This window comes from Micromonospora sp. CPCC 205558 (assembly GCF_036902955.1).
Lineage (GTDB): Bacteria > Actinomycetota > Actinomycetes > Mycobacteriales > Micromonosporaceae > Micromonospora.
Map to the genome: position 1 here is coordinate 16,641 of NZ_JBAKHR010000001.1, position 13,700 is coordinate 30,340.

Annotated in this window: 13 protein-coding genes; 7 read left to right on the forward strand and 6 right to left on the reverse strand. The window is 68.7% G+C overall.

Translation table 11 applies throughout. From position 1 onward, the window contains the following. Nucleotide 1: 1 nt before the first annotated feature. Together V6U86_RS00075 and V6U86_RS00080 are read right to left on the reverse strand one after the other, a co-directional pair. Complete coding sequence (locus V6U86_RS00075) at nucleotides 2-2,077, reverse strand: hydantoinase/oxoprolinase family protein (RefSeq protein WP_334496966.1); 2,076 nt, start codon at nucleotides 2,075-2,077, stop codon at nucleotides 2-4. A 9-nt stretch (nucleotides 2,078-2,086) separates the two neighbouring features. Continuing rightward, nucleotides 2,087-3,286 (reverse strand): CaiB/BaiF CoA transferase family protein, encoded by a 1,200-nt coding sequence (locus tag V6U86_RS00080; protein ID WP_334496968.1) that lies wholly within the window; start codon nucleotides 3,284-3,286, stop codon nucleotides 2,087-2,089. Nucleotides 3,287-3,442: 156 nt separating this feature from the next. Here V6U86_RS00080 and V6U86_RS00085 point away from each other — a divergent pair, with 156 nt between their 5' ends. Next, nucleotides 3,443-4,180 (forward strand): GntR family transcriptional regulator, encoded by a 738-nt coding sequence (locus tag V6U86_RS00085; RefSeq protein WP_334496970.1) that lies wholly within the window; start codon nucleotides 3,443-3,445, stop codon nucleotides 4,178-4,180. Here the strand turns inward: V6U86_RS00085 and V6U86_RS33325 are convergent. After that, nucleotides 4,165-4,506, reverse strand: coding sequence for a response regulator transcription factor (locus tag V6U86_RS33325; protein ID WP_442934860.1), 342 nt, complete (start codon nucleotides 4,504-4,506; stop codon nucleotides 4,165-4,167). The genes V6U86_RS00085 and V6U86_RS33325 overlap by 16 nt on opposite strands. Nucleotides 4,507-4,588: 82 nt before the next feature. On the opposite strand from V6U86_RS33325, the gene V6U86_RS00095 reads away from it, so the two are divergent. Then, nucleotides 4,589-5,038 (forward strand): hypothetical protein, encoded by a 450-nt coding sequence (locus V6U86_RS00095; protein WP_334496972.1) that lies wholly within the window; start codon nucleotides 4,589-4,591, stop codon nucleotides 5,036-5,038. A gap of 79 nt (nucleotides 5,039-5,117) precedes the next feature. Here the strand turns inward: V6U86_RS00095 and V6U86_RS00100 are convergent, their stop codons facing one another. Then, nucleotides 5,118-6,419: a helix-turn-helix domain-containing protein gene (locus V6U86_RS00100; RefSeq protein WP_334496974.1), complete on the reverse strand. Its 1,302-nt coding sequence runs from the start codon at nucleotides 6,417-6,419 to the stop codon at nucleotides 5,118-5,120. Nucleotides 6,420-6,761: 342 nt separating this feature from the next. On the opposite strand from V6U86_RS00100, the gene V6U86_RS00105 reads away from it, so the two are divergent. The 5 genes from V6U86_RS00105 to V6U86_RS00125 all read left to right on the forward strand — a co-directional run bounded on the left by V6U86_RS00105 (nucleotide 6,762) and on the right by V6U86_RS00125 (nucleotide 12,087). Beyond that, the gene (locus tag V6U86_RS00105; protein WP_334496976.1) at nucleotides 6,762-7,985 is read left to right on the forward strand and encodes a hypothetical protein; all 1,224 of its coding nucleotides are present in this window, start codon (nucleotides 6,762-6,764) and stop codon (nucleotides 7,983-7,985) included. 483 nt (nucleotides 7,986-8,468) lie between these two features. Beyond that, nucleotides 8,469-10,154, forward strand: a complete 1,686-nt coding sequence (gene glsA, locus V6U86_RS00110) for a glutaminase A (RefSeq protein WP_334496978.1) — start codon at nucleotides 8,469-8,471, stop codon at nucleotides 10,152-10,154. Between the two features lie 65 nt (nucleotides 10,155-10,219). Next, a complete protein-coding gene (glnII, locus tag V6U86_RS00115; RefSeq protein ID WP_334496980.1) occupies nucleotides 10,220-11,239 on the forward strand; it encodes a glutamine synthetase in 1,020 nt (339 codons plus the stop codon). A gap of 13 nt (nucleotides 11,240-11,252) precedes the next feature. Continuing rightward, on the forward strand, nucleotides 11,253-11,390 hold the full coding sequence (locus V6U86_RS00120; RefSeq protein ID WP_334496982.1) for a hypothetical protein: 138 nt from the start codon (nucleotides 11,253-11,255) through the stop codon (nucleotides 11,388-11,390). Nucleotides 11,391-11,595: 205 nt separating this feature from the next. Then, complete coding sequence (locus V6U86_RS00125; protein ID WP_334496984.1) at nucleotides 11,596-12,087, forward strand: GNAT family N-acetyltransferase; 492 nt, start codon at nucleotides 11,596-11,598, stop codon at nucleotides 12,085-12,087. Nucleotides 12,088-12,365: 278 nt separating this feature from the next. On the opposite strand, the gene V6U86_RS00130 is transcribed toward V6U86_RS00125, so the two are convergent. Next, nucleotides 12,366-12,869: a hypothetical protein gene (locus V6U86_RS00130; RefSeq protein ID WP_334496986.1), complete on the reverse strand. Its 504-nt coding sequence runs from the start codon at nucleotides 12,867-12,869 to the stop codon at nucleotides 12,366-12,368. Between the two features lie 158 nt (nucleotides 12,870-13,027). Further along, nucleotides 13,028-13,600 carry a TetR/AcrR family transcriptional regulator gene (locus V6U86_RS00135; protein WP_334497841.1) on the reverse strand — a complete coding sequence of 191 codons (573 nt, stop codon included), beginning with the start codon at nucleotides 13,598-13,600 and terminating at the stop codon, nucleotides 13,028-13,030. Nucleotides 13,601-13,700: the final 100 nt, after the last annotated feature.

Consider the following 13,700-nt stretch of genomic DNA (forward strand, 5'->3'; position numbering starts at 1 on the left):
GTCAGTTCTCCCGGTGGGTGTCGGCGGGCCGGATGAGGAGGCTGCCGCTCGGGTGCACGGCAGCCGTGTGCTTGGGCAGCACGAGGGTGGTCGAGTCCATCTCGGTGATGATCGCCGGACCGGGCACGACGTTGCCCGCTCGCAGCAGGGCCCGGTCGTAGATTCCGGCTTCCACCTCGGCGCCCTCGACCCAGATGCGGTGGTGGGCCCGCAGTGCGTGGCTCGCGTCGGCGTCACCATGCTCCAGCTCGGGCGCGGCGACCTGGGGCCGGGGACCGTGAGCGGTGGCCCGGACGGTCACCAGCTCGTGTTCGGCATCGAGAACGAACGAGAACAGTCGTTGGTGATCGGCGTCGAACGCCGACCGCAGCGCGGCGAGCCCACCGCCGGCCCTGTCGAAGGCGTCGATGTCGACTGCCACCGGGATCTCGAAACCCTGTCCGTGGTAGCGCAGGTCGGCGGAGTAGACGACGTGCTGCTCATCCTCGGGGACGCCCTGCTCGCTGAGCGTGGAGCACGCTTTGCTCGCGAGTTCGGTGAGTACCGCGCGCAGGCTCTCGTCGGTCATCTCGTTGAAGCGGCGCACCAACGTCCGCACTGCCTCGTCGCGCAGATTGGTCGTCGCGTCGCCGTAGGCGCACAGCACTCCCGGCGACGGCGGGATGATCACCGGCCAGGCCCCGGTCAGTCTGCCGAGAGCGTTGGCATGCAACGGGCCGGCGCCACCGAAGGCCACCAGCGCGTAGTCGCGCGGGTCGAAGCCCTGCTGTACCGACACCAGCCGCAACGCCCCGAACATGTTCTCGTTGACGATGTCGATGATGCCCGCGGCGGCGGCCTCGACCGACTCCAACCCGGTGGCGTCGGCGATCGACTTCACCGCCGCTCGTGCCGCCGCACGGTCCAGCGTGATCTCGCCACCGGCCAGATCGGTGGGCAGGTAGCCGAGCACCACGTTCGCGTCGGTCACCGTCGGTTGTTCACCGCCCGCCGCGTACGCGGCAGGACCGGGTGCGGCGCCGGCCGACTGCGGCCCTACCCGGAGCGCCTGGGTCAGCGGCGGTACGTGGGCGATGGATCCGCCGCCGGCACCCACGGTTCGTACGTCGACGGAGGTGGCGCGGACCTTGAGGTCCCCGACTGTGGTCTCCCGACCCACCCGCGGCGTGAGCCCCTGCACGAGGGCGACGTCGGTGGACGTGCCGCCCATGTCGAAGGTCAGGAAGTCTGGGTAGCCGGCCTGCTCCGCCACCCAGGTCGCGCCGGTAACCCCGCCGGCAGGGCCGGACAGCAGCAGGTTCACCGGGTTGTCCGCGGCGACGGCCGCGGAGACCAGGCCACCGTCGCTGCGCAGGATGCACAGCCGGCCGTCCACCCCGGACTCGCGCAGCTGCGCCTCAAGGTTGGCCACGTAACGCGCCACCTGCGGCTGCACGGCCGCGTTCGCGACGGTGGTGATGGTCCGCTCGTACTCGCGAAGCTCCGGCAACACCGAGGACGACAGCGACACCGGTACGCCCGGAAGCTCCTCGGCGGACAACTCGGCCACCCGGCGCTCGTGCTGCGGGTTGGCGTAAGAGTTGATCAGGCTGACGCTCAACGCCTCGATGCCCTGCGCGCGGAGCTTGCGCAGCTTCGCACGGACGTCAGCCTCGTCGAGTTCGGTCACCACCGCGCCGTCGGCACCGATCCTTCCGACGACCTCCACGGTGTCCTCCAGCGCCGCCAGCGGCTCCGGCTTCGGCCAGATGATCCAGCCGGCCAGGCCACCCGGCACGAAGGAACGGGCGATCTGGAGCACCTGCCGGAAGCCGTCGGTGGTGACCAGCCCAACCCGGGCGCCCTTGCCCTCGAGGATCGCGTTCGTGGCGACCGTGGTGCCGTGGAACACCTCAGTGATCTCCGACATGGGCACGCCGGCTGCCTCGCAGGCCCGCTCGATGCCACGCAGCACCCCGACGGACTGGTCCTCGGGCGTGGAGGACGTCTTGGCCCGGTAGGTCTCTCCGGTCGCCTCGTCGATCAGCAGGATGTCGGTGAACGTTCCCCCCACGTCCACGCCGAGTCGGTAGGTCATGGTTCCTCCTCAGATGACGCCGGCAGAACGCAGCGACGCCATCGCGTCGTCGCCGAGCCCCAGCAGGTCGCGATAGATGTCCTCGTTGTGTTCACCGAGCTCGGGGCCGACGTGCCGGACCCGGCCCGGGCTGTCAGAGAGCTTGGGTACGACGTTGTGCATGGCGAACTCCCCGAGACCGGGGTGGGTCAGCCGGACTATCGCCTCCCGCGAGGCGAAGTGCGGGTCCTCGAGCATGTCCCGGGCCCTGAAGATGCGGCCCGCCGGAACGCCCTGGGCGTGCAGCCGTTCGAGTAGATCGTCGGCCGTGAGCGTCGAGCTCCATTTGGCGACCAGGCCGTCCAACTGCTCCATCCACCGGCCTCGGGCGCCGTGGGTGGCGTACTTCTCGTCGGTGGCCAGCTCCACCTGCCCCATCGCCTCGGCGAGCCGGCGGAAGACCGTGTCCTGGTTCGCCGCGATCAGCACCATCTCGCCGTCGGCCGTCGGGTAGACGTTGCTCGGGGACACGTTCGGAAGGGTCGTTCCGGTCCGCTCACGCTGGTAGCCGGCGATCTGGTACTCGGGGATGAGCGACTCCATCATCGCCAGCACGGCCTCGTAGATGGCTGAGTCCACCACCTGGCCTCGACCGGTACGTCCGCGCTGGTGCAGCGCCACCAGGGTGCCCAGGCAGGCGAAGGTCGCCGCCAGCGAATCTCCCAGAGAGACGCCGGCGCGGGCCGGCGGGCGATCGGGGTCACCGGTCACGTACCGAATTCCGCCCATCGCCTCGCCGATCGATCCGTATCCGGCACGTGACGAGTACGGGCCCGTCTGCCCGAAGCCGGTCACGCGGGTGACGATCAGTCCGGGGTTGATCTCCCACAGCCGCTCCGGGGCCAACCCCCAGCGCTCCAACGTGCCGGGCCGGAAGTTCTCGATCAACACGTCGGCCCGCGCGATGAGCTGGCGTACCAGATCCTGACCCTGCCCGGTCCGCAGGTTCGCGGTCACGGACTTCTTGTTCCGCGCCACCACCGGCCACCAGAGCGACTTGCCGTACGGCTTCTCGCGCCCCCACTGCCGCATGGGGTCGCCCTGTCCCGGGTCCTCGACCTTGATCACCTCGGCGCCGAAGTCACCCAGGAGTTGACCGCAGAACGGCCCCGCCAGCAGCTGCCCGAGCTCGATCACCCGGATGTCGTCAAGCGGCAGTGGAGTGCTCATGAGCCCCTCAATCAACGTCTCTTTGCATGCAATTCACAGGTTTGTGACTCTCGTTACAGCACGTTGTGCTGGGAAAATAGGCCGCTCCGACTCGGGTGTCAATGCTCTGCAGGGAGATTGCATACAACCTGCCGTGTTGCTACGGTGCCGAGCATCATGAGCGACCACACGCCACCGCGGGAGGCCGACAACGGCCACGCCGCCGACGACGCCTATCGGCTGATCCGGGAACAGATCCTGTCCGGGCAACGGTCGGCCGGCGCATGGCTCCGCGAGGGCGAGTTGGCGGAGTCGATCGGGGTGAGTCGGACGCCCGTCCGGGAGGCGCTCAGACGGCTGACCGCGGAGGGACTGGTCCGTCACGAACGCAACCGTGGCGTGCAGGTCCAGGCGTGGAGCATCCACGATCTCGACGAAATCTTCAGTCTGCGGGCCGTGCTCGAGCCGTGGGGCTGTCGACTGGCGGCGACCACGGGCACCATCGACGTGGACGCGCTCGACGCGCTGGCTCACCGGATGGACGAGGTGGCGCCAGGCGGACGACCGACCGATGTGGACGAGCTCACCGAGCTGAACAACCGGTTCCACCGCATGATCCTTGAGGCGTCCGACAACAGCCGACTGGCCGGTGTCGTCTCATCGGTGATCCAGATGCCGCTCGTCTGGCGTACCTTCTCCCGCTACAGCCCGGACGCGCTGCGCCGTAGCCTGGCTCACCATCACGAACTGGTGGCGGCCCTGGCCGCGCCCGACCCCGACTGGGCGGAGTCGGTCATGCGCAGCCACGTACGCGCGGCATGGCATTCCATCCGGCTGCGAGACGGCGGCGACCGGGCGTCCGGCCCGGAACTACCGGACCAGGTCGGCGCGACTGCAGATCAACCGCCACGCTGATCATGGGGTCGGGTTCGGCGATCGCGACCGAGCCGGCCGTCGTGGGCGAGCAGGGCGATCTGGGTACGGTTGTCGAGGTCCAGCGTGGTCAGGATGTGCGAGACATGGGCCTTGACGGTGGTCACGCTCGTCAGCAGCTCGGTGGCGATCTGGGCGTTGGAGCGTCCCTGCGCGATGGCCCGTACGACGTCACGTTCCCGGGTGTGAGTAGGGCCGGCCGGCCACGCGCGCTCGCGCCTTACCCGGCGCGACCCGTTCGGCCCGGCGCGGCGACGCGGTACGCGGTTGTTCGGCGTTGTGCGAGATTGATTGATTGGCGCCACCACCAGCAGCGATCAACTTCGCTGTTCCGTAGAAGTGGACGGCGGGACGACTCTCAACCAACCTCGTCCCGGAGGAGTGGAAGTCATGATGCTGCGCAAGGCGTTCGGAGCGCTGCTGGCGTTGCTGACGTTCGGCACGGTGCTGGTCGTCACGGCGGCCCCGTCGCAGGCCGCGGTGGCCTGCTCGGGCACGATCACCTACAGCTACGCGTACCCGCCGAGCAAGCCTGTTGCCGAGCTGGTCATCTACTACAACAGCACCAACGGCGGCACGAACAGCGCCTGCATGTACCACCGCGGCGCGGCGTACGGCTCCTCGGCGCGGACCTCCGTGCAGATCGCCCGGTGCGCGGAGAAATCCGGCACCGGCTCGTGCACCGCCACCGCGGTCTCCACCAAGGACAACGACGACTACCTGTACTACGCCGGGCCGCGCGGAGTGACCGGCACGGCGAACAACTGCGTCGACGCGTACGGCGAGATGGACTGGGCCGGCACCACTTACTGGATCCACTCCGGTCGCCAGGGCTGCTGAGTTCGGTGACGCCTGACCGGTGGCCCGGTGGGATCCGTCCCGCCGGGCCACCGGTGGTGGCCGTCCGCGTACGCCCCCATCAGGGGTAGAGGCAGGCGGTACGGCGGGCCGCGAGCCGCTGGTCGGCGGCGAGCGGCTTGGCCTCGGCGGTGCTGGAGCCGTCGGGGCGGGCCACCCGCACGTCGAGTACGTCGGTCGGCGCGCCACCGCCGAGACAGGCGACCGCGGCCACGGGGATCTCGGCAGTGGGTCCGGGTTGCACGGACAGGCGGTCGAGCTTCCAGCTGAGGTCGAACGGCGGCGCGGCCGTGCCGGTCATTCCGATCTGGTGCCAGCGGCGCTCCGCCGGCAGCGCGGGGTCTTCCGCGTAGTAGGCGGCAAAGCCGACGATCTCCACGTGCGTGCCGGTCGCGCTCAGCCGCCACCCACCCGGGCCGGCCACATCGGGGGCGGTCGCGAGGGCGATCGCGGCCGGCCCGGGTCGGTCGCCCTGGCAGCGGGACGGTTCCAGGCCCGTGGGCGGGTTGCCGTGCACCACCCCGGAGGCGATCAGCCCACCGTCGGCGAGGGTGAACCAGCGGATGTCGGGGGTCTGGGAGGTGGAGTCGGTGATCCGCTCACCCAGGCAGTAGCCGGTGAGCCCGACCACGCAGCCGGGCGGAATGGTGTAGAGAATGCCCTGGTCGCGGCGGGGCTCGCTCCGGACGTGCACGCCACCGCCGTACGTGACGGCGGTGAAGGCGGCGTCCGTGGTGGTCGGCGGGCAGGTTGTGGTTGTCGTCGTGCCAGCGGCCGACGTCGCCCCCTTGGCCGCCCACCTCGGCTGGATCATCGGCACCACGGCGGCCGTAGCGGCGAGACCGGCGACCGTGACCGCCGCCAGCGCCAGTCGCCGTCGGAGTTTCCATTGCCGCGGCGGGCTCGCGGGCCGGTCGTGGGTCGGTCCGGCTGCGCCGCTGGTGCCGGTTGGCTTACCCGTAGCCGGGGCGGGTGGAGCCGCGGCAGTCACAGTGGATGGTAGCTCTGCAAGGGGCGTGGCGATCGGTTCGGCCGGCGTCGGGTCGGGTGCTTCTGCCCTCGCCGGGTCGGCTGGTGCGCTGGCCGAACTGGCGGGCCGCATTTCCTCGTCTAGTTCGAGCCAACGCTGCCTCCAGTAGGCGGTGTCCCCGCCGCAGGCCCCGACGTACGCGAGCAGCACGTCGAGGCTGGGTTGCCGGATTCCGCTGGCAGCGGCGGAGAGGGTCGAGGCGCTGTAGCCGGCGACCTCGGCCAATCGCCGGTAGGTGGGGTTGCCCGCTTCGACACGTAACTTTCGTAGCTCATGGGCGAAGGACGACAACGGTCCAGCCGTCGGATCTACGGGCCGCTCGTGCCGAGCCATGCCGCTCCCTTGTCCCGGTAGCGCCCTGGAGCGGGGGTGCCGCAGCACAGGGCTCATGTTTCCTGGTAAGTCATCTAAAGTCGGGGAATTATATTAAATTCCTCGATCGGCAGACGACGGCTACCAGTGTGTGCGGGGGTGGCGTGGGGCCGGCCGGGCGCGCTCAGCCGTTGAACGTCGCCGGGTGCGACCCGACACGCAGGTCCCGCTCCAGCGAGCTGATCGGTCAGGCCGGAAACGGTGGCGGGCCGCTTGAGCGCGGACAGGTTGGCGAAGTGATCAAGCTCAATTGCCGATAGTGTTCCCAACCGCGCTGTCCGCGCTTACCGAAAGGGTGCTGGCATGAGCTCTGATCGTCGGCGGCTGTTGCGAACTGTTGCCGCCGCGCTGTTCCTCCTCGCTGGGATGGCTGTCCTCGCCGCCCCCGCCGAGGCGGCGAAGAAAGGTCCGGACCTCGCGGTCGACGCGTCCGGGACACGGATCGCGCTGGGGGTCGAAAGGAAGGTTGTCTATCTGAAGATCAGCAACCTGGGGGACGAGACCCCGAGCGACGTCGTCGTCCATGTCCGTCAGCCACCGCAGGGCCCTGACCCCATACCGGTCTCTCTGCTGTGGCATTCCGGGGGTGGTGTGGGGGAGTGCGACGGTGATTTCGGCGGGTTCTACTGTCGACTGTCGCCGGAGTTGATTCCGGGGCCGGGCGAAACCGTCGACGTTCCCATCGACGCGCTCGTCTACGGGACGACGCCCTACGAGGGCACGTTCGAAGCGTCGGTCAGCATCCGGCCGGACGAGGACGCGAATTCGGCCGACAACACCAAGTCGTTCCCGCTGACACTGGTCGACGAGCCCAAGGCGGACCTCTCGTTGGTCGCTCGAGACGTACAGCAGTCCGTGCGGATCAGTGCCGACGGCATGCCGACGCCCACCGGGACGCTACACCCGGGTGACACGGGCGCCGTGTGGCACACCGTCGCCAACCAGGGCCGGAGAACGGTCAGCGGAGTGCGGGTCACGCTGCGTCTGCCCAAGGGTGTGACCTTCACCAGGCAGCCGGAACAGTGTGTGCTCGCCGACGGCGGGCGATCGGCCGTCTGCACCTACCAGCGCCTCACACTCGTTCCGGCTGCCGAGGACAACGACCCGAACGACACGATCTACTCGGCGGTCGAGCTTTACAACCTGGTGACGACTGCGTCATCCGCCAGCGCGCCGGCGACGTTGCGGGGCGGCACCGTGCGGGTGGAGGGCCTCGCCGAGCAGTCGACGACCAACCGCTCCACGCCTGCGCGAACCGACCTGCCCGCGAACGCCGTCGCCGTACGGGTGGCCGACGTGGATCCCGGTGACAATCGGGACGGGTTCGCCGTGGTGCTGGCCGCGAAGGGCAGTGGCGGTGGTGGCGGTGACGGTGACGGCGGGTTGCCGGTCACCGGAGCGCAGGCCCGGTTGGTCGTCGGGATCGGCATGACGGCGTTGGCGGCCGGAGGCGTGTTGATCCTCGCTGCCCGGCGTCGCCGGATGATCCTGGTGCCGCCCGAGGACGCAGGGTCCACCAGTAGCTGAGACACCAGGCGACCGTGCCGCCTCCGCGATGCCCGCGGAGGCGGCACGGTTGCACAATCGACGAGTCGATGCTGATCGTTTACTACACATCGTCTACGATCCATCGCTAAAGATCGGCAGGGCACGCCCCAGGCGGCCGGCCTGAGTCGTCGACGCCACCAGGATCGCCGGTCGCGTCCCGGCCTGAGAACCGCCCGGGATGGCCACCGCAACGGCCGTGCCCGATCAGTTTTTGTTCAGTCAGAATAAAGAGATTTTGTACTGGCCCACCGTAGTCTTCGCAGCGTGCAAGGCTGGCCGGCCGAATGTCTCACTGCGGCGCTCGGGCCTGCTGAGCCTCGCACCGTGGATCGTCGTCAATAGCTTGCCCGCCTAATTCCCTGACCACCGGCGCGTCTTCGGGTCAGCAGGGAACAGGTCGCCGGGAATCTGCTCCGGTGGCCGTTTTGATTCCAACTTTCTACGGAGTGGTCGAGCCCTGTCATGCCCGCGATAAAGAAACCCAAAACCACGCCGCGTCGCATCGAGCAGGCGTGGTCGGGCAACCTCGTCGAAGCGTCGGCCGTCGACGATTCCGGCGCCGGAGAATACGGGAAGCTGTTCGCCTCCTTCGCCGTCGACCCGCAGGGCACGGTCTCGTTGGCCGACCTTGCCGACCGGCTGCGCACCTCGGGAATCTCGGAGACCGATCCGCGTCTGGCCCAGGTGTGGGGCGAGTTGCGTCCTGCTGTGGGCGCCGAGGGGCCGGCACGGATCGACCTGACCCGCTTCATCGCTCTGTGCAGGGCGGGCGGTGGCGTCATCGAGAGGTCGCTTCGCGGAGATCTCGTCATTCCGGACTTCGCCGCGCTCCGAACGGAGATCTTCGCGATCTACGAGGGGCTCAGGGGTGTGGACGAGGGCCAGGTTGCCGACTACATCCCGCAACTGGGCCGCGTCGACCCGGAGAAGTTCGGGATCGCGTTGTGCACCACGGACGGGCAGCGCTTCGCGGTGGGAGACGCGGCGAGCGTCTTCTGCGTCCAGTCGGTCTGCAAGCCGATCAACTACTGTCTCGCGCTGGAACAGCACGGCGCCGAGCAGGTCCACCGGCATGTGGGGCGGGAGCCCAGCGGTCGCGGATTCAACGAGCTGACGCTGAACAATGAGGGACTCCCGCACAACCCGATGATCAATTCCGGGGCGATCATGTGCTGCTCGCTGTTGCGTCCCAGTTGGGAGATGGCCGACCGCTTCGACCACGTCGCCGAGACGTGGCGCAGGTTGGCCGGTGGTGGGGCGGTCGGGTTCAACAACGCCGTCTACCTCTCGGAACGCCGTACGGCCGACCGGAACTTCGCCCTCGGCTACTTCATGCGCGAGCACCGGGCCTTCCCGGACGGGACGGACCTCACCGAGACGCTGGAGTTCTATTTCCAGTGCTGCTCGATCGAGGTCGACGCACGGTCGCTGTCGGTTGTGGCCGCCTCGCTGGCCAACGGTGGCGTCAATCCCCTCACGAGGGAGCGGATCTTCTCCGCTGACACCGTCCGCAAGTGCCTGTCCCTGATGTCGTCGTGCGGGATGTACGACTACTCCGGGGAATTCGCCTTCACGATCGGCCTGCCGGCGAAGAGCGGCGTCTCCGGCGGACTCATGATCGTGGTCCCCGGCGTCATGGGCATCTGCGTCTGGTCGCCGCGACTCGACGCGCTGGGCAACTCCGTCCGAGGGGTCGCCTTCTGCGCGGACCTCGTCAACCGGTTCAACTTCCACGTCTACGACTCGCTGGCCACCGGGGAGGACTCTGGCAAACGCGACCCCCGGCGCGGGAGGAACGAGGAGGAGGTGGCGTCGACCACGCGGTTGCTGTGGGCCGCCAGCCACGGTGACCTGGAGTACGTCCGGCTCGCACTGGCGGCGGGAAAGGATCCCAACTCCGCCGACTACGACCGACGAACCGCGCTGCACCTGGCCGCCTCCGAGGGAAACCTCGACGTGGTCCAGTACCTCCTGGACCGCGGCGCCGATCCGACCCTGCGGGACCGCTGGGGCGGCACCCCGCTCTCCGACGCCGAGCGAGGAGCACACGACCAGGTCGTCACGGTGCTCACGTCGGTGCTGGGCGTTGCGCGTCCGGCAGCGGACACCCATCTCGTGCGAACGGACGCGCCGCTCGTGGCGGTGTGAACCGCCCGTCCGCACGATCACGATTTCGACGGGCCCTCCGGCCCGATCACAGGAGAAAGAGACACATGGCGTACAAGGCTGAATACATCTGGATCGACGGCACCGAGCCGACCGCGAAGCTGCGGTCGAAGACGAAGATCATCGCTGACGGCGTCGAGCCGGGTACGTGGGGCTTCGACGGCTCCAGCACCAACCAGGCCGAGGGGCGCAGCTCCGACCGGGTCCTGGAGCCGGTCGCCACCTATCCCGACCCGATCCGGGGCGGGGCGCACCTGCTGGTGCTGTGCGAGGTGTTCAACATCGACGGCGCCCCGCACGAGTCGAACACCCGGGCCCTGCTGCGCCCGGTGGCCGACCGGTTCGCGGCCCAGCAGTCCCTGTTCGGCATCGAGCAGGAGTACACGTTCTTCCGGGGCTCCCGCCCGCTGGGCTTCCCCGACGGCGGCTACCCGGCCCCGCAGGGCGGCTACTACTGCGGTGTCGGCGCGGACGAGATCTACGGCCGCGCGGTGGTCGAGAAGCACCTGGACAACTGCCTGGCCGCCGGCCTGACCATCTCGGGCATCAACGCCGAGGTAATGCCCGGCCAGTGGGAGTTCCAGGTCGGCCCGCTGTCGCCGCTGGAGGTCTCCGACCAGCTCTGGATCGCCCGCTGGCTCCTGCACCGCACGGCCGAGGACTTCGGCATCTCCGCCACCCTGGAGCCCAAGCCCGCGCGGGGTGACTGGAACGGCGCCGGCGCCCACACCAACTTCTCCACCAGCGCGATGCGCGAGAACTACGAGGCGATCATCGAGGCCTGCGAGTCCCTCGGGCGGGGCGACAAGCCCCTGGAGCACATCCGCAGCTACGGCGCCGGCGTCGAGGCTCGCCTCACCGGCGCCCACGAGACGGCACCCTGGAGCGAGTACAGCTACGGCGTCTCCGACCGTGGCGCCTCCGTCCGCATCCCCTGGCAGGTGGAGATCGACAAGAAGGGCTACATCGAGGACCGTCGGCCCAACGCCAACGTCGACCCGTACACGGTCACCCGGCTCATCGTCGACACCTGCTGCACCGCCCTGGAGGCCGCCGACCTCGCCTGAGGCGGTCGGTGGCATGGTCCGCGTGAAGAGCGTGGTCAACATGCTGCTGATGAGCATCATCAGCCTGGGTATCGTCAGCTTCCTCTGGGTGACCTACGGATACTCGCTCGCCTTCGGCGAGGACGTGGGGCGGTCACGGACTTCTCGGTGACGCACACCCCGACCGCTCAACCCGAGAGCGTCGGTGGATCCAACGGGCCGTCGGCCCGCTGACCGTCCGCGGACCGGACCGGGAGGGCACGCCAACCCTCCCGGTCTGGCAGCGACAGCACCAAGGGCTACCGAGTTGCCCTCGGTATCCGGTCAGCGCAGTCATTTCTGAAAACCGCCTTCGTCACCAGCTCGGGAGTTGATTCGTGCAGCAGGCGGTCCTCGTCGACAGACAGCACGACAACGTGGACATCACAACAACGGCCGGGCTACAACTCTGCCTCCGCCTTGCCACTGCCGCCGATCTCGACGCGGCCAACGACCTGCACCGCTGGGAGTGCTCAGCCGAGAGCCGCAGGGCCCGCTACCACACGTCGCGAGACCGGATCCGCCCGGCCGAGTGGCGGCACCTGATCGACCCTGATCGCGGCTACACGTTCCTCATCGCCTGTCCGCAGCGGCCAGGGCTGATCGGTCTCGCCCACCTGTTGTGGCAGGACTCCGGCCTCCCCGAGATCGCCCTGTTGATCGCCGACGTATGGCAGGGCCGCGGGGTCGGCACCGCGGTGGCCCGACATGTGGTCGACCTCGCCGCGGCGCATGGTCACCCCGTCCAGCAGGCCCAGATCATGTCGGGCAACGTCCGGGCATTCCGCCTGGCCAGCCGATTCCGCGCCATCGTCGACGAAGCGGCCTGACAGCCCAACGACAACTGCGGTGAGTAGAGGCGCCGGGTCGGTGAAACGGAGCCGACTCCAGTCAACCGTCAACGCCGCATCATCTTCGCCAGCCGGCGGGAAGGAAATGCGTGGCTCCCGCGCCGGCCGGGCGACTCGCCGGCCGGCTTGGTGACCTGCTGTTCAACTGGTTCCACTGACCTGCCCGTGAGCACCTCGCGGCCAGATGGGTGCGCCTGACCAGCGGCTGTGACGGCATGGGCGTGATGCGATACGGCTGTGCTTTCTACCCGAGTCGATCAACCACGTCGGGCCGGTTGGTCGCGGCGGAACCAACTACGGACCTCGGGGCGGCTGGCCAGGACGAGCAGCGCGACCACCACGAGCGCCTTCGCGACGTTGACCGCTCGCACCCACCAGGGGAATGGCTGAAACAGGGTCAGGCCGGTGCCGAGCAGCACGATCACCGAAATGAAGATCACCTGCCGGTACGCCTTGCGCTGACCCGACCGCAGACCGCCGATCACCAGCAGGCAAGCGAATGCGACCAGCGCCACGGGCAGCAGGCGTGACCACACCGAGGAGCGCAGTTCCTCCCGGGCGGCAATCAGGTCGGTGCCGGCGGGCACATCGAGGTGGGCGAGCTGGTAGTCCAGCAGATGCTCCTGGAACACCAGCATCAGACCGGCGAGCAGGGCGCTCAGGGCCAGGTTGGCCAGCATGAGCACGATCATGCGGGGCACCTGCGACGGCGTAGCCGTAGCGGTGTCGGGAACGGTGGCATCGGTATCCGGAGTCGTCATCGGCACGGATCAGATCACACGACAGCTACCGTCGCAGCCCCGGTCTCCGGACGCCCGTTGGTGTCTCGTACTCGTCGGGGCTGAGGTAACCCCAGCTCACGATGAAAATGGCTTATTGATCTACGACCTTCCTCTCATTGAGGGCATGGCGGGCACACTCAAGACTCGCGGGGCCGCAGGCCGTCGACGACGATCGCGAGCATGCGGTCGAACTGGGGGCGATGTTCCCCAGCGCCGGCTGCGGAGAGCAAGCCGGCGAGCATGCTTCCCACATCGATCGGGTCGATGTCGGCGCGCAGGTGCCCCGTCTGTGCCCCGGCGCTTAGTAGTTCTCCCAGGATCTGCTGGACCTCGTCGCAGACCGGGCCGCTGCCGAAGCGGCCCGAGGCGCTCATGGCGACCAGGGCCTCACAGATGCCGCGCCGTTCGGTGGCCCATGCGGCGAACCGGTCCATCCAGATGTGTATTGCCCGGTCTGGTGGCTGATTGGCCAGCAGGGCGTGGGCGTCCTCGCGTAGCGGGCGGATCTGATCGCGGTAGATCTCTTCGACCAGGTCCTCGCGCGTCGGGAAGTGGCGGTAGAGGGTGGCGCTGCCGACGCCAGCGCGTTTGGCGATCGCGTCGAGCGAGATCGTCTGGTTGCCGGCAGCGAAGGCTTCAGCCGCGATGGCTATCAGGTGTTCGCGGTTGCGGCGGGCGTCGGCGCGTAGACCGGTCGATCGAGAAGTCATGGTCGTCACAATCGCGGAGTCGGGCTGGGTCAGGGTTGGCAAAACGGAGGCATCCCCGTTTAGTGTAGGCCAGGCAAAACGGGGACCTCCCCGTTTCGGA